At 72.0% G+C, this 20,879-nt stretch carries 19 protein-coding genes; 8 read left to right on the top strand and 11 right to left on the bottom strand.

What is annotated here, in order from left to right; translation table 11 throughout:
• Window positions 1–157: 157 nt before the first annotated feature.
• Both ACLQ28_RS29955 and ACLQ28_RS29950 read left to right on the top strand, forming a co-directional pair.
• Window positions 158–2,155 (top strand): GTP-binding protein, encoded by a 1,998-nt coding sequence (locus tag ACLQ28_RS29955; RefSeq protein WP_425689615.1) that lies wholly within the window; start codon window positions 158–160, stop codon window positions 2,153–2,155.
• Between the two features lie 360 nt (window positions 2,156–2,515).
• A complete protein-coding gene (locus ACLQ28_RS29950) occupies window positions 2,516–3,715 on the top strand; it encodes an RtcB family protein (protein ID WP_425689614.1) in 1,200 nt (399 codons plus the stop codon).
• 140 nt (window positions 3,716–3,855) lie between these two features.
• Here the strand turns inward: ACLQ28_RS29950 and ACLQ28_RS29945 are convergent, their stop codons facing one another.
• The 6 genes from ACLQ28_RS29945 to ACLQ28_RS29920 all read right to left on the bottom strand — a co-directional run bounded on the left by ACLQ28_RS29945 (window position 3,856) and on the right by ACLQ28_RS29920 (window position 10,138).
• Window positions 3,856–4,647 (bottom strand): maleylpyruvate isomerase family mycothiol-dependent enzyme, encoded by a 792-nt coding sequence (locus ACLQ28_RS29945; RefSeq protein WP_425689613.1) that lies wholly within the window; start codon window positions 4,645–4,647, stop codon window positions 3,856–3,858.
• A gap of 109 nt (window positions 4,648–4,756) precedes the next feature.
• Window positions 4,757–6,250 (bottom strand): MFS transporter, encoded by a 1,494-nt coding sequence (locus ACLQ28_RS29940; protein WP_425689612.1) that lies wholly within the window; start codon window positions 6,248–6,250, stop codon window positions 4,757–4,759.
• Between the two features lie 40 nt (window positions 6,251–6,290).
• Window positions 6,291–6,920, bottom strand: a complete 630-nt coding sequence (locus ACLQ28_RS29935) for a TetR/AcrR family transcriptional regulator (protein WP_425689611.1) — start codon at window positions 6,918–6,920, stop codon at window positions 6,291–6,293.
• Window positions 6,921–7,059: 139 nt separating this feature from the next.
• The gene (locus ACLQ28_RS29930; RefSeq protein WP_425689610.1) at window positions 7,060–7,989 is read right to left on the bottom strand and encodes a Gmad2 immunoglobulin-like domain-containing protein; all 930 of its coding nucleotides are present in this window, start codon (window positions 7,987–7,989) and stop codon (window positions 7,060–7,062) included.
• Window positions 7,986–9,443, bottom strand: a complete 1,458-nt coding sequence (locus ACLQ28_RS29925; protein WP_425689609.1) for an ATP-binding protein — start codon at window positions 9,441–9,443, stop codon at window positions 7,986–7,988. The genes ACLQ28_RS29930 and ACLQ28_RS29925 overlap by 4 nt, the downstream gene beginning before the upstream one ends.
• Before the next feature lie 14 nt (window positions 9,444–9,457).
• Window positions 9,458–10,138 carry a response regulator gene (locus ACLQ28_RS29920; protein ID WP_425689608.1) on the bottom strand — a complete coding sequence of 227 codons (681 nt, stop codon included), beginning with the start codon at window positions 10,136–10,138 and terminating at the stop codon, window positions 9,458–9,460.
• 167 nt (window positions 10,139–10,305) lie between these two features.
• Here ACLQ28_RS29920 and ACLQ28_RS29915 point away from each other — a divergent pair, with 167 nt between their 5' ends.
• Window positions 10,306–10,662, top strand: coding sequence for an L-rhamnose mutarotase (locus ACLQ28_RS29915; RefSeq protein ID WP_425689607.1), 357 nt, complete (start codon window positions 10,306–10,308; stop codon window positions 10,660–10,662).
• A 57-nt stretch (window positions 10,663–10,719) separates the two neighbouring features.
• Here ACLQ28_RS29915 and ACLQ28_RS29910 read toward each other — a convergent pair whose 3' ends face one another.
• Window positions 10,720–11,316: an AMIN-like domain-containing (lipo)protein gene (locus tag ACLQ28_RS29910; protein ID WP_425689606.1), complete on the bottom strand. Its 597-nt coding sequence runs from the start codon at window positions 11,314–11,316 to the stop codon at window positions 10,720–10,722.
• A 131-nt stretch (window positions 11,317–11,447) separates the two neighbouring features.
• Complete coding sequence (locus ACLQ28_RS29905; RefSeq protein WP_425689605.1) at window positions 11,448–12,707, bottom strand: MFS transporter; 1,260 nt, start codon at window positions 12,705–12,707, stop codon at window positions 11,448–11,450.
• Between the two features lie 72 nt (window positions 12,708–12,779).
• Here ACLQ28_RS29905 and ACLQ28_RS29900 point away from each other — a divergent pair, with 72 nt between their 5' ends.
• Both ACLQ28_RS29900 and ACLQ28_RS29895 read left to right on the top strand, forming a co-directional pair.
• On the top strand, window positions 12,780–13,832 hold the full coding sequence (locus tag ACLQ28_RS29900) for an ArsR/SmtB family transcription factor (RefSeq protein WP_425689604.1): 1,053 nt from the start codon (window positions 12,780–12,782) through the stop codon (window positions 13,830–13,832).
• Between the two features lie 124 nt (window positions 13,833–13,956).
• Complete coding sequence (locus tag ACLQ28_RS29895; protein WP_425689603.1) at window positions 13,957–14,616, top strand: hypothetical protein; 660 nt, start codon at window positions 13,957–13,959, stop codon at window positions 14,614–14,616.
• Between the two features lie 24 nt (window positions 14,617–14,640).
• Here ACLQ28_RS29895 and ACLQ28_RS29890 read toward each other — a convergent pair whose 3' ends face one another.
• Complete coding sequence (locus ACLQ28_RS29890; RefSeq protein WP_425689602.1) at window positions 14,641–15,486, bottom strand: DUF3152 domain-containing protein; 846 nt, start codon at window positions 15,484–15,486, stop codon at window positions 14,641–14,643.
• A gap of 137 nt (window positions 15,487–15,623) precedes the next feature.
• Here ACLQ28_RS29890 and ACLQ28_RS29885 point away from each other — a divergent pair, with 137 nt between their 5' ends.
• The gene (locus tag ACLQ28_RS29885) at window positions 15,624–16,124 is read left to right on the top strand and encodes a SigE family RNA polymerase sigma factor (RefSeq protein ID WP_425689601.1); all 501 of its coding nucleotides are present in this window, start codon (window positions 15,624–15,626) and stop codon (window positions 16,122–16,124) included.
• Window positions 16,121–16,879: a hypothetical protein gene (locus ACLQ28_RS29880; protein ID WP_425689600.1), complete on the top strand. Its 759-nt coding sequence runs from the start codon at window positions 16,121–16,123 to the stop codon at window positions 16,877–16,879. The genes ACLQ28_RS29885 and ACLQ28_RS29880 overlap by 4 nt, the downstream gene beginning before the upstream one ends.
• A gap of 94 nt (window positions 16,880–16,973) precedes the next feature.
• Here the strand turns inward: ACLQ28_RS29880 and ACLQ28_RS29875 are convergent, their stop codons facing one another.
• Window positions 16,974–19,769, bottom strand: coding sequence for an ATP-binding protein (locus tag ACLQ28_RS29875; RefSeq protein WP_425689599.1), 2,796 nt, complete (start codon window positions 19,767–19,769; stop codon window positions 16,974–16,976).
• A gap of 167 nt (window positions 19,770–19,936) precedes the next feature.
• On the opposite strand from ACLQ28_RS29875, the gene ACLQ28_RS29870 reads away from it, so the two are divergent.
• Entirely contained in the window at window positions 19,937–20,062 is a 126-nt protein-coding gene (locus ACLQ28_RS29870) for a hypothetical protein (protein ID WP_425689598.1), read from the top strand.
• A 70-nt stretch (window positions 20,063–20,132) separates the two neighbouring features.
• Here the strand turns inward: ACLQ28_RS29870 and ACLQ28_RS29865 are convergent, their stop codons facing one another.
• Window positions 20,133–20,831 carry an SDR family oxidoreductase gene (locus ACLQ28_RS29865; protein WP_425689597.1) on the bottom strand — a complete coding sequence of 233 codons (699 nt, stop codon included), beginning with the start codon at window positions 20,829–20,831 and terminating at the stop codon, window positions 20,133–20,135.
• Between the last annotated feature and the right edge of the window lie 48 nt (window positions 20,832–20,879).

Below are 20,879 nucleotides of genomic sequence, written 5' to 3'. Positions count from 1 at the left end.
AGGCGGTGAACAGGCGTGCCGGTTAATCGGTTGCCCCACCCGCGACGGCCTGTTGAACTACCCGAAACCGCCACCAACCTCCAGGGAGCAACAATGCGCGCTGCGTCGATGTCCGACCAGAAGGGATCTGTCGCCTACCTGAAGGACCTGACGCTGCGTGAAAACCCTGAACCTCGGCATCCTGGCTCACGTCGATGCCGGTAAGACCAGCCTGACCGAGCGGCTGCTGCACGACGTCGGTGTGACCGACCAGCTCGGCAGTGTCGACGCGGGCAGCACCCGTACGGACTCCCTGGCACTGGAGCGGCAACGAGGGATCACCATCCGCTCGGCTGTCGTCTCCTTCGTGCTGGACGACGTGACCGTCAACCTGATCGACACGCCCGGCCACCCGGATTTCATCGCCGAGGTCGAGCGGGTGCTTGGCGTGCTCGACGGCGCGGTGCTGGTGATCTCCGCCGTGGAGGGGGTGCAGCCGCAGACCCGGGTGCTGATGCGGACCCTGCGCAGGCTGCGCATCCCGACGCTGATCTTCATCAACAAGGTCGACCGGGCCGGGGCGGACCCCGAGCGGGTCGTACGGGCCGTCGCGGAGAAGCTCACTTTGTCCGTGGTGGCGATGGGTTCGGTGACGGCACCCGGGACCCGGGGCGCCCACTGCGCACCATACGGTCCCGCCGACGTCGCCTTCACCGACCGGCTACTCGATCTGCTCGCGGGACAGGACGACATGCTGCTCGCCGACTGGGTGGCGGACACGTCGGCGCTGCCGTACTCGCGACTGCGCCGTGCGTTGGCGACGCGGACCGCCCGGGCGCTGGTGCAGCCCGTGTTCGCCGGCTCAGCGATCACCGGCGCCGGGGTGGACACGTTGATCGCCGGGATCACCGAACTGTTGCCCACCGTCCAGGGTGACGTCGACGCCCCGGTGTCCGGCACCGTGTTCGCCATCGAGCGGGGCCCGGCAGGGGAGAAGATCGCCCTGGTCCGGCTCTTCGCCGGCACGATCCGGGTCCGTGACCGGCTCCGCGTCGGCGCGGCCGACGCCGCGCTGGTCACGGCGATACGAGTCGTCACCGACGGGGCCGACGTCGTGGCTCCGTCGGTCGACGCCGGCCACATCGCCCGGTTGTGGGGTCTGACGGACGCCCGGATCGGCGACCCGGTCGGCGTACCGCCGGAACGTGCCGGCGCGGACCGCCACTTCGCGCCACCCACGCTGGAGACCGTGGTGGTGCCGGCGCGCCCGGTGGACCGGGTCGCGCTGCACGCCGCGCTGAGTCAGCTCGCCGAGCAGGACCCGCTGATCAACCTGCGGCAGGACGACCGGCAGCACGAGATCAGCGTGTCGCTCTACGGCGAGGTGCAGAAGGAGGTCATCCAGGCCACCCTGGCCGACGACTTCGGCGTGGGGGTGACGTTCCGGGAAACCAGCACGGTGCACGTGGAGCGGGTATGCGGCGTCGGCGGGGCGGTTGAGGTGATCGCGGTGGCACCCAACCCGTTCCTGGCCACCGTCGGGCTGCGGATCGCGCCGGCGCCGACCGGCGCCGGGGTGAGCTTCCAGCTCGGCGTCGAGCTGGGATCGATGCCACCGGCCTTCTTCGCCGCCGTGGAGGAATCCGTGCGCCGAACCCTGCGCCAGGGCCTGCACGGGTGGGAGGTCCCCGACTGCGAGGTGACGATGACCCACGCCGGTTACTGGGCGCGGCAGAGCCATTCGCACGGCAGCTTCGACAAGAGCATGTCCAGCACGGCGGGGGACTTCCGCAATCTCACCCCGTTGGTGCTGATGGCCGCGCTCTCCCGTGCCGGCACGCGGGTCCACGAGCCGGTGCACCGCTTCCGGCTGGAGGTGCCCGGTGACGTCCTCGGCACGCTGCTGCCCGCGCTGACCCGGCTGGACGCCGTGCCGACCGACACCACCGGGCAGGGCGCGTCGTACCTGGTGCGGGGCGAGATCCCGGCGGGCCTGGTGCACGCGCTGGAACGTCGCCTGCCCGCGCTGACCCGGGGCGAGGGCGTGCTGGAGACCGAGTTCGACAGCTACCGCCCGGTGCGAGGTCCCGCCCCCACCCGGGCCCGCTGGGACAACAATCCGCTGGATCGCAAGGAGTATCTGCTGGCGGTGGCCCGCCGGGTCGGCGGCCGGTAGGCAATATCCATTGCGGACGCGCTGCGGCTCTCCTACTCTCGTCGATGCAAGGTCAACCGATCACACCCGGAGGGAGTACGCCGTGCCGCGACGCGTCCGCACCGACGCCGCCTGGCGCCTGCCCTCCGCCGGTGCCCCTGTGCTCACCAACGTCAAAACCCGTGCCTGCCGCCCATTGCGGGGCTTCGGGCCCAGATGGCGCGACTGACGCCGACGCTGACGCGTCCGCCGGCCGCCCATCCCACGGGGATCGGGCGGCCGTTTCGTATCCGCGTACCGCCACCGAACTCCGATCGAACAGCGAATGATCATTAACGGTCACCGTCCGTCGGTGGCGAGGCACGACTTGAGGAGACCACGATGGGATTCACCCCTCTCGCCGGGACCCGTGCGCCGGTCCGGGTATGGACCGACCCGTACGCCATCGAGCCGCAGGCCGCCCGGCAGCTGCGCAACATCGGCGCGCTGCCCTGGGTGCAGGGCGTCGCGGTCATGCCCGACGTGCACTTCGGCAAGGGCGCCACGGTCGGCTCGGTGATCGCGATGCGGCAGGCCGTCTCGCCGGCGGCGGTCGGTGTCGACATCGGCTGCGGGATGTCGGCGGTACGCACCTCGCTGACCGCCGCCGATCTGCCGGACGACCTGGCCGGGCTGCGCTCCGCGATCGAGGCCACCATCCCGGTCGGCTTCGCCCAGCGGCAGGACTCGGTCGACACCCGTCGGATCCGTGGCCTGGAGCAGGCCGGCTGGGACGACTTCTGGGGGCGGTTCGCCGGCCTGGACCGGCGGGTGGCGCAGCTGGAGACGCGGGCGCAGCGGCAGATCGGCACCCTCGGCGGGGGCAACCACTTCATCGAGGTCTGCCTGGAGCAGGGTGGTGCCGACGAGGGCCGGGTGTGGCTGATGCTGCACTCCGGGTCCCGCAACATCGGCAAGGAGCTGGCCGAGCGGCACATCGGGGTGGCCAGGAAGCTGCCGCACAACACCGACCTGCCGGACCGGGACCTGGCGGTGTTCCTCACCGGCACACCGGAGATGGACGCCTACCGGCGGGACCTGTGGTGGGCGCAGGAGTACGCGCGGCGCAACCGGGCGGTCATGCTGGCCCTGCTCTGCGGCGTGGTGCGCGAGCACTTCCCGCAGGTCGGCTACGACGAGCCGATCTCCTGCCACCACAACTACGTCTCCGAGGAGACCTACGACGGGGTGGACGTGCTGGTCACCCGCAAGGGCGCGATCCGGGCCGGCCGGGGTGACCTGGGCATCATCCCCGGGTCGATGGGCACCGGGTCGTACATCGTGCGGGGACGGGGCAACCCGGACGCGTACTGCTCGGCCTCGCACGGGGCCGGACGGCGGATGTCACGGGCGCAGGCCAAGCGGACGTTCAGCACGGCGGACCTGGCCACGCAGACCGCAGGGGTGGAGTGCCGCAAGGACGCCGGGGTGGTCGACGAGATCCCCGGCGCGTACAAGGACATCACCGAGGTGATGGCCCAGCAGGAGGACCTGGTCGAGGTGGTCGCACACCTCAAGCAGGTGGTCTGTGTGAAGGGCTGACGTGCCGCGCGGGCCGGGCTGACCGGCCCGCGTGATCGCGCGGCCCCGCCGCTTGGTCGACTCCATATCGCCGAGATTGCGGTTTCCCCGCGCTGGGATACCCCCAGGTCGGCGATATGGAGTCGATCACTGCCGAGGGCTCAGAAGCCGGCGAAGACCCGGCGCAGGTCGTCCAGGCTCAGCGGGCCGGTCACCCGCACCCCCTCCGGGGTGTACGCGGGCCCGAGCCGGCCGGCCGCCAGCCGCAGCCACGCCTCGGCGGGTGCGGTCAGCTCACCGTCGGCCTGCTCCGGCGCGTCGACCAGCTCGATCTTCTCGCCCAGCCGCAGCCCGTACGACCGCTCGGGCGCGTGCAGCGTAACCAGCAGGGTGGCCTCCCGGCCGGCCAGCTCCTGCGGCCGGCTGGTCCAGCCCAGCATGCCGCCGACCTGGTCGAGCAGCAGCGACACCGCCTCCGGCGTCACCGCCGCGAACGGGTTGAACGCCACCTCGGCGTCCCACTGGTGCAGGGCGAACTCGCTGAGCCGGAACCGGCCCGCAGTGGCCACGTCGACCGGTTCCGGCAGGAACCCGAGGTCGATCCGCAGCGAGGCCCGGGTCTCGGCGTCCAACGACTCGTACGCCTCGACCAGCCGCTCGTTCGCGGCGAGGAAGCCGGCGGCGTGCTCGGCCGGGGACATCGCGTCCCAGCGTTGCCAGACGCTGCGGTTGAAGTCCCCGTCCGGGCCGGGCGCGCCGGTGCGGGCGGCGTCCAGCGACGCCAGGTTGATCTCGGCACCGCTGCCCAGGTGGCTCAGCACCTGGGACACCTGCCACTCGCTGGCCCCCGACGGCCGGAGCAGGTCGTCTTCCTTGAGGTCCCGCACGAGCGCGGCGAGCTCCTCGTGGCCCGCGCGCAGAGCTGTGATGATCTGGTCAGCAGGGGTCGACATGGATCTCCTCAAACGGACTTTCGACGATGATCGGGACGTTACCGGAAGCGGCCGCCGGCCGGCCAACCCCAGGTTCGGGGCGGTCCGGCCGGCGGCCGCGTCGGTCAGCTCAGCCCATGTGCACGGCGTTGCCGGTGGGGATGTCCTCCTTGCGCACCTTCACCAGGACCAGGGTGGCCAGTCCGGCGAACACGATCAACACCGCACCCCAGGCGAACGCCACGCGGTAACCGTGCACCAGCGCCTCGACCTGGTTGACCGGGTTCGGCGCCCGGCCGACCAGGTACGCGGCGACCGCGCTGGTGTAGAGGGTGTTCAGCAGCGCGGTGCCCAGGGAGCCGCCGATCTGCTGGGTGGCGTTGAGAGTGGCGCTGGCCGCGCCGGCGTCGTGCTCGGGCACTCCCACCAGGGCGAGGCTGGACAGCGGCACGAAGGTGAAGCCCAGACCCAGGCCCAGGATGACCTGGGCGGGCAGCAGGTGGGTGAGGAACGAGGTGTCCACGTCGATCTGGGTCAACACCAGCATGCCCACGGCGGCGAGCGCCGCACCGGCGACCATCAGCGGCTTGGCACCCAACCGCGGCATCAACTGGCTGGCGCCACCCGCGGCGATCAGCACACCGGCGGTGACCGGCAGCGACGCCAGCCCGGCCTCCAGCGGCTTGTACTGCAACACGACCTGGAAGTAGAAGGTCAGGAAGAGGAACGCCCCGAAGAGGCCGGCGCCGATCAGCGTGGACGTGAGGTACGCCCCACCCCGGTTGCGGTCCAGGATGATCCGCAGCGGCAGCAGCGGGTGGTTGGAGCGAAGCTCGATCACCACGAAGGCGGCGAGCAGCAGCACGCCAGCGGCGATGAAACCGAGCGTCGCGGCGGCGTCCCAGCCGTCCTCGGCGGCCTTGGTGAAGCCGTACACCAGGGAGACCAGACCGGCGGTCACCACGATCGCACCGGGTACGTCGTAGCGGGTGTTGCCGTGTGCCCGGCTCTCCGGCACCAGCGGGAGCGCGAAGGCGATGGCGATGGCGGCGACCGGGATGTTGACCAGCAGGCACCAGCGCCAGTTGGCGTACTCGGTGAGCACCCCGCCGAGCAGCAGACCGACAGCCGACCCACCGCCGGCGATCGCGCCGTACACCGCGAAGGCCTTGGCCCGCTCGGTGGCCTCGGTGAACAGGACGGTGAGCAGGGCCAGCGCGGCCGGGGCGAGCAGCGCGCCGAAGGCACCCTGCAGTGCGCGGGCGGCGAAGAGCGTCCCACCGGTGGTGGCGAGGCCACCCAGCGCGGAGGCGAGCGCGAAGCCGGTCATGCCGACGATGAAGGTGCGCTTGCGCCCCCAGTAGTCGGCGATGCGGCCGCCGAGCAGCAGCAGGCCGCCGAACGCCAGCGTGTAGGCGGTGATGACCCACTGCCGGTTCGCGTCGGTGATGCCCAGGTCGACCTGGGCCTTCGGCAGCGCGATGTTCACGATGGTGGCGTCCAGGACGACCATCAGCTGCGAGACCGCGATGACCGCCAGCGCGATCCAGCGCTGCGGGTGCGGCGCGCCTGTCGACGTCCCGGCGCCGGGTGCGCCGGGTGCGGTCGAGGTAGTTCCGGGCATGGTGAAGCCTTCCGTGTTGCGAATGTCGAATGTCGGTGAATCAGGCCTGAGACGGGCTGTCTGGCTGGTAGCGGAGTACCGGGATCAGCACTTGGTCGACGACCTGGATGAGGAACGCGTCGTCGGCGGGTAGCCCGTGCGCGACGATGCGGGACATGGTGAGCGCGGGCGCCAGATCGTGGAACAGATCCCGTTCGCCGGCCTCCGGCGGGATCTCCCCCCGGGCGGCGGCACGGACCAGGATGGCGGTGCTGGCCACCCGTCCGGCCGGCAGCACCTGGCGGCGCACCAGGCGTTCCAACTCGGGGTTGGTCCGCATGGCGAAGGTCAGCGCTTGCATCAGGTCGCAGTCGGCCGTGCAGATCGCGGCTGTGGCGCGCAGCAGCTCGATCAGGTCGCCGCGCAGGGAGCCGGTGTCGGGCGGGTTGTGCACGTCCACGTGCCGGTCGCGCAGGGCGGCGACGACCAACTCGGCCTTGCCGTCCCAGCGCCGGTAGATGGTGGCCTTACTGACGTGGGCGCGGCCGGCGACGGCGTCGATGGTCATCCGGTCGAAGCCGACCTCGCGCAGCAGGTCGGTGACCACGGCGAACAGGTCGCTGTCGGTGCAGCGTGGCACCCGGGCTGCCGGAACCCCGGCACCCGCGCCCACCTGCTGACCACCCAGCATCCCCGAACCCCCCGCGAAACGATGTCGTACTGACACTAGTTCGCGGTTATGTGAACGTGCAGGTTTTCGTGAGTTGCGTCGCAATGAGTCAACGAAACGATTGCGTTTCCAGCGGGGGACCGTCAGGTGAACCTGGTGGTCAACCGCCGGGCGCGAGGGTCACTGGCACGGCCATCGTGTTGATCCGCGTGCCGTCGCGGGCGGACACCTCGTACACCTCGACCGTGCCTTTCTGCTCCCGGGCCGTGCGCCAGCCGACCACCACCCGGTAGCCACCCCGGCAGCCGCTGCCGCAACTGGCGGTGCCGAATCCGGTGGCCACCTCCCGGCCGGCGGCGTCCAGCACCCGGACGCTCACCGTGGCCTCGAACACGTCGGCGGTGCCGGTGACGGTGAGTGGGGTCACGACCCGGTCATCGGGGAGCGGGCCGGTGACCACGATTGGCGGCAGCAGGTCCGCGTAGTCCGTCCGGTCGACCGGGGCGTCGTCGTCGACCCGGACCTGACGCACGGTGGGGAACTGGGTGAGCGTCCACACCACCTGAGCCTCGCGCAGCCGTCGCTGCGCCGGGTCGTCGGCGGGCGGGACCCGCAGCGTCGCCAGGCCGTCGGTGATCCGGGTGACCTCCACGCCGGCCGAGACGAGGGTGGTCAGCCCGGTGGCGGCCTCCGCCGGCGTGGGTCCGGCGGCCAGCTCGGTCAGCGCCAGCCGGGACGTCGCCACGGTGGCCGGCCGAGCCCGCCTGGTCGGTACGAGCTGCCCGGCGCGAACGAACCACAGCTCGATGGTCACGGTGTCTCGGTTGGTGGTGCTGGCCGGTGCTGGCGGGGTTGTCGCGGCAGCCCGGGGTGGATCCGACGGCGGCGTGGAGGTCGGATCCGGACGTTCGGCCGGCGTGGCGCTCGACGGCGTGGCGCTCGACGGTGCGGCGCTCGACGGTGCGGCGCTCGACGGCGCGGTCGTGGGTGCTGGGCCGAGCGCACCGGAGCGCGGGCCGCCACACCCGCTCATGAGCAGCGCGGCGACGAGCACCGGCGCGATCGCACGGGCAACACTTCGCCGGTTCACCTCGCACCGCCCGCCGTCCGGCCGGCGCCGGTGTCCCGCTGCTCGCCGTCGCCGTCGCCGTCGCTCGGTGGTTCGGCGGGGCCATGCGCCGGCAGCTTCAGGAGGAATCGGGTGCCGGCGCCCGGTTCGCTGCGGACGCTCAGCACCCCGCCCAGCAGGGCGGTGTGTTCCCACGCGATGGCCAGCCCGAGGCCACTGCCCGGTGCCGAGCGGGACGGGTCGACCTTGTGGAACCGGTCGAACACGCGGGGCAGGTGGTCCGCCGGGATACCCGACCCCTGGTCGCTGACCTCGAAGACGACCAGCGGGCCTGAACGGGTCACGGTGGCCCGGATCTCTCCGCCGCCATGCTCGATCGCGTTGGTGACCAGGTTGGCCAGCACGCGCTCCAGCCGACGCGGGTCGGTGCGCAGCGTGACCGGACCGCCGCTGACCAGCACCCGCTCCGACCAGCCGCGCGTGGCGACGATCCCGTGCAGCAGCGCCGCCGCGTCGACGGGCCCGACGGCCGGCTGCTCCCGGCCGGCGTCCAGCCGGGAGATCTCCATCAGGTCCTCGACCAGCCGGCGCAGCCGGACCACGTCGCCGACCAGCAAGCGGGCGGCCAGCCGGGCGTCGTCGGGCAACTGGTCGAGGTGCTCGCGCAGCAGCGACGCCGCGGCCACCAACGCGGTCACCGGGGTACGCAGCTCGTGCGCGACGTCGGCGGTGAACCGCACCTCGCGGGCCTGCGCGGCTGACAGCGCCCCGATCTTCGCCTCCAGTGCCTCGGCCATGTCGTTGAACGAGGCCGCCCAGACGCTGAACTCGTCGTGCCCACGCACCGGCAGGCGGGTGGCGAGCAGGCCCTCCGTGATCGCCCGGGCGGCCCGGCTGGCTCGACCCACCGGCTCCAACGTGCGGCGGGCCAGCGCGTGACCGACTCCGGCAGCGAGCAGCACCACGAGGAACCAGCCGGCCACCAGCGCGGTGCGCAGCTGGCCCAGGTCGGTGGCAACGTCGTCCTCCACGGTGAGCACGTACAGCTCGGCGGTCGATCCGGGAATGCGCCCGCCGACGACCAGCAGCCGAGGACGTTCCGCCGGCCCGGAGCGCTGGTAGCCGAGCTGACCGTCCGCGACCGTGGCCCGCATCCGGGCGCCCAGCACCGGGGCGTACGCGGGGTGCGACGGGCGGCTCGGGCCGTCGACGAGCACCACGTGCCGGCCGCTGGCCTCGAAGCTGGTGAGCAGCTCCGTGCTGCGTTTCTCGGTGAGGGGTAGGAACTGTCCGGCGAGGACGAGTTGGTAACGGGCGTCGGCGGCGGCCTCGTGCAGTGACGCGTCCCACCAGGACCGTTGCAGCAGCAGCCCGGTCCCGCCGGCGAGCAGCCCGGCCGAGACCCCGGCGACCAGGACGAACGCGATCGTCAGCCGGCGCCGCAGGCGGCCCGTGGTCACCGTGCGTCCGGCCATCGCCGACCCTCCCGTCAGCCCGGGGACAACTTGTAGCCGGCGCCGCGCACGGTACGGACCAGCCGTGGCTGCGCCGGATCGTCTTCGATCTTGGCGCGCAGCCGCTGCACCGCCACGTCGACAAGTCGGGAGTCGCCCAGGAAGCTGTGGTTCCAGACCAGGTCCAGCAGCAGCTCCCGGGTGAATACCTGGCCGGGTCGGCGGGCCAGCTCCAGCAACAGGCGGAACTCGGTGGAGGTCAGCGCCACCTCCCGGCCGCGTAGGCGGGCCACGAAGCTGCCCGGGTCGATCTCCAGGTCGCCGATCTCGATGATCTTCGACGCGGCCGGCGCGTTCACCCTGCGCAGTACGGAGCGGACCCGAGCCACCAGCTCCGGCAGGTCGAAGGGCTTGCGCAGGTAGTCGTCCGCGCCGCACTCCAGCCCCACCACCACGTCGATCGTGTCGGCGCGCGCGGTCAGCATCAGGATCGGCACCTGACTGGTGCGCCGGATCTCCCGGCAGACCTCCAGGCCGTCCAGACCGGGCAGCATGACGTCGAGGACGATCAGATCGACCGGGTGGGATCTCCACGCCGCCAGGGCCTGCCGCCCGTCGACGGCGGTGTCGACCCGGAAGCCGGCGCGGCGCAGACCGAGGGCGGTGACCTCCCGGATGGAGGCATCGTCCTCGACCACCAGCAGGCGGCCCTCCATCACCTGAGGGTAGACCCGCAGTCGCCGTGCGCAGTCCTGGCGAAATGGTCGGTATCGGCGGCCAGCCGGCCCCTCTGCCCAGCACCGTCCAACAGCTACGGTCGAGTGTCCTTGGCACCCCTGAACCAGCTCACACGAAAGGGCACGACGTGCAACGTCATGGCTGCGTGATCCGACTCCGCCCGGAGCAGCGGGAAACCTATCTGCGGTTACACGCCGAAGTCTGGCCGAGCGTCGAGAAGACGCTGCGCGAGGCGAACTTCCGCAACTACACGATCTTCCTGCACGACGACCTCCTCTTCGGCTACTACGAGTACGTGGGCGAGGACTACGACGCCGACCTGCGGCTCATCGCCGCGGACCCGCAGACACAGGAGTGGTGGAAGCTGACCGACCCGTGTCAGGAGTCGGTCGCCGAGCCCGGATCGGGGGACTGGTGGGCCCCGATGCGAGAGGTCTGGCACCTGACCGACGAGACGGTGCAAGAGGCACCTGACCAGGCCCAGCAGAGCGCCGACAGCTGAGGCTCGCCTGGCCGGACGGCAGTCAACCGTCCGGCCAGGCACACCCGGGACGTGGTGTCACTCCTGCCACTGGTGAGCCACGTCGAGCACGATCCGGCTGTGGGTGCCGGGTCCGGCCAGCACGAACGTGCGGAACGGCAACCGAGCCCGTACGCCGACCGCGAAGGTGCTGTATCCCTCGAAGCTGCCGCCGAAGACGACATCGCGCAGCGTCGGGTAGCGCAGCAGGTTCGCGACGTGCGCACCGACCGCGTACGGCACGGTGCCCTGGTGGGCGTCGTCGTACGCGGGGGCCCGCAGCGAGACCCGCAGCAGCGCGCCCCCGGCCGTGTACGGCGACAGCGCCAGGCCTTCGCCCTCGGTCCAGGTCTCGCCGTAGCCGACCGAGTAACCGTCGACCGGGCCGGCGAACTCGAACACCACCCGGTCGTAGCAGTCCTGCCGGCCGGTCCGTACGTCGACAAGCGGGGCGCTGCTCAGCGCACCGGCCGACTTCTCCGCGCTGCCCCAGGTGATCCCGCAGTAGGGCGACCCGGTCATGGTCCCCGCGGCGCTGCTGCTGCCCGCCGCGCTGCTGTTGCCCGCGCCGGCGACCAGCCCGGCGAGTACGACCGCCAACGCTGTCAGCGCGGTCAGTGCGCTCCTGCTCCTCATGGTGGTTTCTCCGTTCGCTGTACGGGGCCACGTTGCGGCGGCGCTGCCGGTGACCCTCTGCTGCCACCGTCACGCCGGTGCGCCACCGCTGCTTCGCCGGGGCGTAACGGCCATGTAACAGCGTGTGGGGGTCAGTCGGCCGTGGGCGGACGGTTCAGCGTGCGCAGCGGGGAGCAGAACACCGGAAGCCACGTCAACGCGTTGGCGACCGCGCCGACCACCAGCGTGGTGCGGACGTCCACGTACTGGCCGAGCACGCCGGCGAGCATCGCGCCGATCGTGAGCGCCCCGGTGAGCAGGAACCGGAAGGTGGCGTTCATCCGCCCGAGCAGCGCGTCCGAGGTGGCGCCCTGGCGCAGGCTGACCCCGATCACGTTGCCCACTCCCGTCCGCCAGGCCAGCGCCAGCCAGCCGAACGCCGCCACCCAGAGCATCGGCCCGGTATCGATCAGCGGGACCAGCCCGCCGAGCGGCGCGACGAGCAGACCGGGCAGCCAGAGCGCGCGACCGTGTCCGATCCGCTCGGCGAGCGGGCGAGCGGTCACCGCGCCGAGCAGGGCGCCGATCCCGCCCACGCCGAGGAAGAGGCCGAGGGCGGCGGCGCCCAGCCCGAGCTCGCGTAGGAACACCACTGGCAGCATGGTGGTGGTCAGTTGCATGGTCAGGTTGATGCTCGCGGTCGAGACGGCGAGCGGGCGGAGCAGGGGATTGCCGGTCACGTGCCGGATGCCGGCGCCGAGCTGCCGGACGAAACTACCCTTTGCCCGTGGTGGGCGTCTGTGCGGTGCTTCGGCGCGGATCCAGGCCAGGAGCAGCCCGGAGACCACGAAGGTCACCGCGTCCAGCACGATCGCGATCGGCGCCGTGAGCACCTGTACGACGAGCCCGCCAAGCCCTCGTCCGACGATCTGCATGGTCGCGTTGGTGCTCATCAGCAGTGAGTTCGCTGCTACCAGCCGGCCCCTGCCGACCAGCTCCGGCAGATAGCTCTGTGCGGAGACGTCGGCGAAGACGGTGCCGACGCCGGTCAGCAGCACCACAACGTAGAGCTGCGGGATGCTCAACCAGCCGGCCCACCACGCCGCCGGCACCGATGCCACCAACGCCGCCCGGGTGAGATCGGCGGTGACCAGGACGGCGCGGCGCGGCAGCCGGTCGACCCAGACCCCGGCCGGCAGACCGATCAGCAGGAACGCGGCGGTGCTCAACGCACCGAGCAGCCCCACCTGACCGGGGCTGGCCGCCAGCAGCGACACCGCCAGAACAGGCACGGCCAACTGGCCGATGTGGAAGCCGACGCCGTCGATGAGGGCGGCCGTGTAGAGCAGGCGGAAGGAACGGGGCCAGGTGTGGGCCTGGTGTTCCACGGTGGTCGTCGGGGTGGTGGTCATGCCAGCCACGGTGCCGGGTCCAGTGCCCGCGCCCGATAGATTTGACTCTCACCGAATCCATCGGGAGCACCAATGATGCTGATCGGGCTGGACGCGCGAGATCTGGCGATGACCCGATTCGCGGTGTCGCCGCTGTGGGAGGCGGTGGCCAGCGTCCGAGTCATCAAGTGGCCGCACCAGTTCCCGGAGCACCTGGCCTGGTACGAGCAGGCCCGGCCACGCCTGGACGCGGTGGACTGGCAGCTCTTCGCCGACCTGGTGCGGATTCCGACACGGGTCATCCCCACCTTCGTCTGCCCACCCCCGGCCACGTCACAGCCCACTCTCGACGTCGAATTGGCAGCCCTCGTCGCCAGTCCTCCCGACGTGGTGCGGGCCAGCCTCGACGCGCTGCCCGGGCCACATTCGCCGGCCCTGGCCGCGCTCTACGCCGACCCGTCAGCCGAGCTGGCCCGGCTGGCGACGGTGATCCGGGCCTACGCCGACGCGGTGATCACTCCCTACTGGCCCAGGATGCGCACCCTGCTGGAGCGGGAGGTGTTGCTCGGCGCACAGCGCATGGCCACCGACGGGGTGCACGGCCTGCTCAACCAACTCGACCCCTTCGTCCGGCTGGACGCCGACACGCTGTCGGTGGAGCACATCGTGCTGGCTGGCACGGTACGACTCGACGGGCGGGGTCTGCTGCTCGTACCGTCGGTGTTCAGTGGCCGTCGGGTGTGGTCGAACTTCGGCTCTCCCGGACAACCGGTGCTGCGCTTCCCGGCGCGGGCGGTGGCCACGCTCTGGGAACGGGATCCAACCCCGCACGGGCGAGAGCTGGCCGGGGTGGTGGGCCGCAGCCGGGCGGCGCTGCTGCACGAGTTGGCCGTGCCGACCTCGACCCTGGAACTGGCCGACCGCTGCGGGCTCACCCCGGGCACGGTGTCACAGCACCTCGGTGCACTGCGCGAAGCCGGCCTGGTGAGCACCCACCGCGTCGGACGCTTCGTCCTCTATGCCCGCACAACCGCAGCCGAGGCGCTGATCGCGGCGAGCGGTGCGGCTGTCACCGGAGACCCGTCGGCGAGGAGCGACGCGAGGGCTGCCAGGTGTCCCAGGTCGGCGGCCCACCCGCCTGCTTGACCACGGGCAACGGGGGCGGGGGCGGGGGCACGGCGCGTCCCGGCTTCCGGTCCCGCTGGGGCACCCACGCGATCCCACGATGCGGTACGGTGCCTGGCACATCGCCACATCGGAGGTGGCCCCCGTGCCTGCCGTCGTCGCTCTCGTGCTGACTCTCGCCCTCGCGCCCGCACCCTCCCCGTCGGCCACCCCCGGTCCGGTCGGCAGCCTCCTCGGTGGTGTCGGCCAGATCGTCGACGATCTGCTGAACGGTGGCAGCAAGCCGACCGCCGCCCCCACGCCCACCCCCACGCCCACCCCCGCGTCCACGCCGAGCCCGCCGGTGACCACCGAGCAGACCACTCCGGCGGTGTCCGTTGCGCCCCCCACGCCGGCTGGGTCGGCGGCGGGTGCCCCCGCCCCGGCGGTGCCCGCCGCACCCGATCGCCCCGCCGGCGAACACACGGGCATCCGCGAGGCCCCCGTGCCCCTGCGAAACGGGGAGGCCCCCGCCCCGGCCGCCCCGCCGGCGTTCGCCAACCCCGCTCGCGACAGTTGGCCGCCCGTGTCCTACCTGCTGGTCCTGACCCTCCTGACCCTCCTGGCGCTGCTGGCACTGGCACTGCTGCGCCGCCGCGCCCCGGGCCCCTCCGCCGCACCTGCACCTGCGCCGGCTCCCGCTCCCGCGCCGGCTCCCAGCCCCGTACCGGACAATGTCAGCCGACTGCCGACCAGCCTCAACGCGGTCTACGAGCTGGGCCGGCTGGACGAGCGGCTGACCCAGGAGCGCGACCGCCGCACCTGAGTCGGCGGCCCACGGCCGTCGGGCTCAGTGCGCCGAGTACGCACCCTCGCGCCGCGGGATCTCGTCGTCGTAAGCCCCGACCGGCCCGCTGTAGCGGCGTTTGCCCTCGGGATACGGCCAGGCGTTCGCGGCGCAGCCGTGCAGGCCCAGCGTCTGCTGCTGCATCACCGGCGCCGGCTGACCTCGCCCCGGGCACCGCTCGTGACCGAACCCGAGCCGGTGCCCCACCTCGTGGTTGACCATGTACTGCCGATAGGTCGCCAGGCTCGCGCCGTAGCCCGGCACTGCCTCGACCCAGCGCGCCACGTTGAGCACCACCCGGTCACCGTTGCGACACGAGGTGTAACCGTCCGGCTGGTCCTGGCACAGCGTGTCCCGTGTGCCGGGGGTCGCGAGGTAGATGGTGAAGTCGGTCGGTTCACCGGCACCCACCCGGCGCAACCGCCATGTGCCTCCGGCCGTCCACCCGTGAGGGTCGTTCAACGTCGCGGACACCGCCGTGGCGATGTCACCCGCCGGCAGGCCCTTGATGTCGCGCTCGACGGCCACCCGGTAGCGCAGCAACCGGCCGCCGGTCGCCCGTCCGGGTGTCGTCTCGGCGGGCGCCACCGACCAGCGGTTGCCGCCGGTGGCGGGGTAGCTGATCGTGATGGCAGGCACGGGACTGGGCGCGACACCGGCGTTCCCGGCGCTTCCGGACGGCGGACCGGAGGCAGTGGCCGAGGGCGGCCCGCTGGCCAGCGGCCCGGCGCTGGCGGGATCGGCGGCGGGTTGCCCGGCGGCCGGCAGTCCGCAGCCGGTGAGCAGCGCCACCACCAGCAGCAACACCGCTGAGGCGGTACTCCGCCGGCGGGTAACCTTCGTCGACATGTCTCTCCCCTCGCGCGCCGATCGTCGGCGGCGCGGAGAAGAAGACGGGTGACCGTGGCGAGAGGTTGTTGTGACGCAGCTCAACCTTTTGCCGGTCTCGCCCGTCCTAGACGCTGTGGCACGGGGGAGGGTTCACGGTGGCGCGCGGTGACGCGGAGTTCGTCGAGTTCGCGCGGGCGGCGTCCGCGCGATTGGTGCATGCCGCGTTCCTGATGACCGGCGACCACCACCAGGCCGAGGACGCCGCACAGACCGCTCTGGTCCGCACCTACGCGTCGTGGTCGCGGATCCACGACGACGACGCCTACGGGTACGCCCGCCGCACCCTGGTCAACCACCTGGTCGACGGGTGGCGGCGGCCGATGCGGGAGTATCCGACCGACGAGGTGCCCCAGCAGCGGCGCGGCGACGTGGCCGACGAGGTGGCCACCCGGCGCTGGTTGATCACCATCCTCGGTGCGCTCAGCCCTCGTGAGCGGGCCATCGTCGTGCTGCGCTACTACTTCGACCTTCCGGAGGCGCAGGTGGCCCGGGAACTCGCCGTTTCCGTCGGCACGGTCAAGAGCACCAGCTCGCGAGCCTTGGAAAAGCTGCGCACCGCCGCGCCGCACACGGCTGACCAGGAGGCGCGCCGATGAGCGAGCTGGACCGGCTCCGACACGCCATGCGGGCGACCGAGCGCCCCGACGCCGTGCTTGACCTGGCCACCGTGATGCGTGAGGGACGGCGCCTGCGTACCCGTCGGCGGGTTGCCGGAGCCGGGGCGGCGACGCTCGCGGCCGGCCTGGCAGCCGTCGTCGTCGTGGTGGCCGTCGGCGCCCGACCGGACGATCCATCGGCGGACGAGCGTCCGCCGCCGGTCGCCGTCGCCACGCCTCCGACCGGCGTCTCACCGATGGTGCCGACGACGTTGGGCCCCACGCTGCCGCCGGGGACGGACCCCGACGCAAGGCCCCCGAAGCCTCTGGGCCAGGTGATCGACAGCGGGGTGCGGCACGGCACCGACCAGCGGGTGTACTTCGTCGTCGGGGTGTCCGTGCCCGGCCATCCCAAAGTGTCCGTCGGGCTCGTCGCCGGTCGCCGCGCCCTGGACGGCACGCTGACCACGGACCTCCTGATCAACGACGTCGGAGGGGTTGACCGCAGCCCCGGGTTCCACCAGATCGGCTACGACGTGCGGTCATCGGCCGCGCCGGTGCCCACCTTCGGCTACTTCGTCGGCCCCGCACAGCGGATCATCGGCACCGTCGACGGGCGGCAGGTCGACGCCCGACTCGCCCGCTGGAGCGTCGACAAGCAGGTGGTGATCTTCTGGTTCGACCCGGCCAAGCTGACCCCGGGGGAGCGGCTCGACGGCATCATCGCCCGCGACAGCAGCGGCCGCCGACTCTGACGCGCTGGCGGCTGGTCGCTCAGGCCGGGTCGGCCAGTGCTTACTCAGGCCGGGTCGGCCAGTGCCTACTCAGGCCGGGCCGGCCAGTGCTCACTCAGGCCGGGCCGGCCAGTTGCCGATCGATGGTCACCGTCGTCCCCTCGGCGGTGGAGACCAGGCGCACGTCGCCGTAGGCGTTCATCAGCAGCGCGCCCCGTCCCCGGTCCATCGCCGGCCGGCGGTCCCGCCATGTGCCGAAGTCCCGCACCGAGATCCGGACCAGCCCGCCACCCACCTGGACCCGGACCCGCACCTCCGGACGGCTGGGCCGCTGCGCGTGCTCGACGGCGTTGTTCATCGCCTCGGACGCGGCGAGCAGGAGATCCTCCAGCACGTCCGGGTCGACGTCGAGGCCGCCCAGCGTCAGCCGGATATCCCGACGCATAGCCGCCGCCGAGGTAGGTGCGGACGGGTACGTCCACCCCATGTCCAGGGTGTCGCCCAGCCCGTCGCCGTCGGTCCGGGTCTCCGCGACCACGGGCGCGTCCTTGCCGGGTTCGACCGCCCGGACCGGCGGGACGGTGGTGACCGCGCCGGGTCGCGCCGGCGCCGCTGCGGTGTCGATCGCCGCTGCGGTGTCGATCGCTGGTGGGGTGGAGTCGGCGGCCGAGTGGATGCGGGCCCGCCGAATGGCCGTCCGGATCCGGGCGATCAGCTCGGCCGCCGCGAACGGCTTCACCAGGTAGTCGTCGGCGCCCAGGCTCAGGCCCTCCACGCTGGCCTCCCCGCCGGCGCGGGCGGAGAGCACCAGCACCGGCAGCGTCCGGGTCGCCGGGTCCGCGCGGAGCCGGCGTACCACCTCGAAGCCGTCCAGCACCGGCATCATCACGTCGGTGAGGACGAGGTCCGGTAGTTCGCGGCGGACCTCGTCAAGGGCCTGCTGGCCGTCGGTGACGGCCCGCACCCGCCAACCCTGCCCGGTGAGCAGCCGGCTGAGGTACGCCCGCATGTCGGTGTTGTCGTCGGCGACCAGGATCCGTGCCCCGGCCAACTCGTCCATGGCCGGTCCGGACGCGCGATCGGGCTCGCTCAGAGTGCCGCCTGGCTCGGTGAGCCAGCCCATCGCCTCCTCGACAGCGGCGCGGGCGGCGTCGCCCCGCCCGTCCACCGGTGGCCCGTTCACCGCCGTGCGGTGCGCCGCCGACCACGGCAGCGCCACGGTGAAGGTGCTGCCAACGCCCACTCGGCTCGCCACCCGGACCTCACCGCCCTCCAACCGGGCCAGCTCATGCACCAGGGCCAGACCGATGCCCGTGCCCTCGTGGCTGCGCGAACGCGCGCCCCGCACCCGGTGGAAGCGTTCGAAGAGTTTCGGCAGGTCCGTTTCGGCGATGCCGATGCCGGTGTCCGCGACGGTGAGCCGCACCTCCTCGTCGTCGGCGACCAGGGCGACCCGGATACGGCCGATGAACGTGTACTTCAGGGCATTGGACAGCAGGTTCGTGACGATGCGTTCCCAGTTGACCGGATCAAGGGTGACCGGCCGGGGCAGCGGCGGGCAGATCACCTCAAGGGTCAGCCCGGCCCGCTCGACGGCGGCCCGGAACACGCCGGCGAGTTCGGCCGTGAGCGCGGCCAGGTCGACCACCCGGGCGTCGCTGCGGGCCCGCCCAACCTCCAGACTGGAGAAGGTCAGCAGGCTGTTGACCAGGGTCAACAGTCGGGTGGCATTACGCCAGGAGGTTTCCAACCGTTCCCGCTGCACCGACGCCAACGGCGCGGTGGCGTCGGTGAGGGCGTCGGCCAACGGGCCGAGGATGAGGGCCAAGGGGGTACGGAACTCGTGGCTGACGTTGGCGAAGAAATCGGTCTTCACCCGGTCCAGTTCGGCCAGCGCCTCGACCCGGCGCCTCTCCTGCTCGTACTCCTGGGCGTTGCGCAGCGCCACGGAGATCTGCTGGGCCAGTAGTTGGTCGAAGGACCGGTACGCCTCGTCCAGCCCTCGGCTGGGACTGACCCCGGCCAGCAGGACGCCGAGCGGCTGATCCCCGTCGCCCGAGGGCAGCGGTAGCGCCAGCGCGGTGCGGACGGGGTCGCCCCACGGGCCACCGGGCAGTGGCAGCCGGCCGGCGACGTCGGACACCTGAGTCGGGCGACCCTGGGCGGCATCCGGCAGCCCCCAGGCGTACGCGACCGGGCCGGGGTCGGCCAGCTCGACGGTGTCCGGCAGTGCCCCGGCGTATCCCTGGTCGCCGCCGGTGCAGGCGATGCGCTGCAGGACCGCGCCGTCGCGCAGGTAGATGGCGGCGAACGGCACGTCCAGCGGATGGCTGTCGACCGCGTCGATCAGCCGAGAGGCGGTGGCCTGCACGTCGACTGTGCGTCCGTCGCCGAGAAGGGACAGGTCGCGCAGCAGGCGCAGCCGTCGTTCGCCGACCACCTGCTCGGTGACCTCGCTGCAGACGGTGAGTACGCCGACGGTGCGGCCGTCGTCGTCTCGCGCGGGGGCGTGCGAGACGCTGAAGTACGCCTCCTCGCGGTAGCCGGCCCGCTCCAGCAGCAGTTGCAGGGCGGGGACCCAGCTGGCCACTCCGGTCGCCGTGGCCTGCTGGATCAGTGGGGCGAGCACGTCCCAGCCCTCGGCCAGGGTCACCCGCACGTCGTCGCCGAGCGCGGCCGGGTGCTTGTCGCCGATCAGCTGGGAGTACGCGTCGTTGTAGAGCTGGGAGAGGCTGTCCCCCCAGAGCAGCAGCATGGGGTACCGGGAGGAGAGCACCATCCGCACCGCGGCGCGCAGGCTCTGCGGCCAGCCGGTCACCGGGCCGAGTGGTGTGCGGGCCCAGTCCAGCTCCGCCATCAACCGACCGGTGTCACCGCCGCCGGTGAACAGGTCAGCGCTGGGTCCTGTCACGCTCGATCCGGCCCCATCGCAAGCCCCCGTTCTGGGCCCGACGACCCTTGCTGGCGTTACCTACCCATCCTGGCACCTCTACTCACCTGTGCCGACGCCGGTACCTACCGTCGGAGCTGGGGCGGTTCGGGACGAACGACCGATGCCCGCAACATTGATATCTGTAAGTGTCGGCTGGCTCGACAAACGGCGGCTACTTCATCAACCGGGTCAGCTCGACCACGGCGGCGCCGCTGAAGGCGTACTGGCAGACCAGCTTCGTGATCGACGACGTGACGTTGCAGGCGAGCTGACGGCCCCGCGTACCTGAAGGTAGAAGAGCCGCCGCCGGTGCTGTCCGGCGGCGGCTCGGCGCGTCGTGGGTCAGGGGAGCTGCGGGTAGAGCGCGGCCACCCCGGCGGAGAGCCCGGCCTGCACCTGGCGGCTGGTCTCGTCGGTGACGATCTCGTACGCGTCGGCCTCGATGCCGTCCACCCCGATCCGGGCGATCACCGCCGGGTCGGACTTCGGGGCGGTGACTCCGGCGGTCATGTCGGTGTCCATGTAGCCGACGTGCAGGCCGGCGACTCGAACGCCTCGCTCGGCGAGCTGGAGGCGCAGCGCGTTGGTCATCGCCCACTCGGCGGACTTGGCGGCGCCGTACGCCCCGAGGTGCGGGAAGTTGACCCACGAGAGCACGGAGAGCACGTTGAGGATCGTCCCGCCGCCGTTGCCGGTGATGATCGGCGTGAACGCCCGGACCATCGACAGGGTGCCGAGGTAGTGGGTCTCCAGCTCCAGCCGGACGAGGTCCAGGTCGCCCTCGAGCAGGTCGGTGCCGGTATCGATGCCGGCGTTGTTGATCAGGAGGTTCACGTCGCCGGCCAGCTTGGCGGCGGCGGCCACCGAGGCGGGGTCGGTGATGTCGAGTTTCACCGGCGTCACACCGGGCAGGTCGACGCTGTCGGGGTTGCGGGCGCCGGCGTAGACGGTGGCGCCGCGGGCGAGGAGTTCGGCGGCGAGGTGCCGGCCGAAGCCGCGGTTGGCCCCGGTGACGAGGGCGGTGCTTCCAGCGATCTTCATGGCCGTGAGGCTAGCCGACCTGACTTCTATGTGCCAAAGTCAGCTATG

Source organism: Micromonospora sp. DT201 (assembly GCF_049841575.1).
GTDB lineage: Bacteria > Actinomycetota > Actinomycetes > Mycobacteriales > Micromonosporaceae > Micromonospora.
This window is presented reverse-complemented; position numbering and strand designations above follow the sequence as displayed.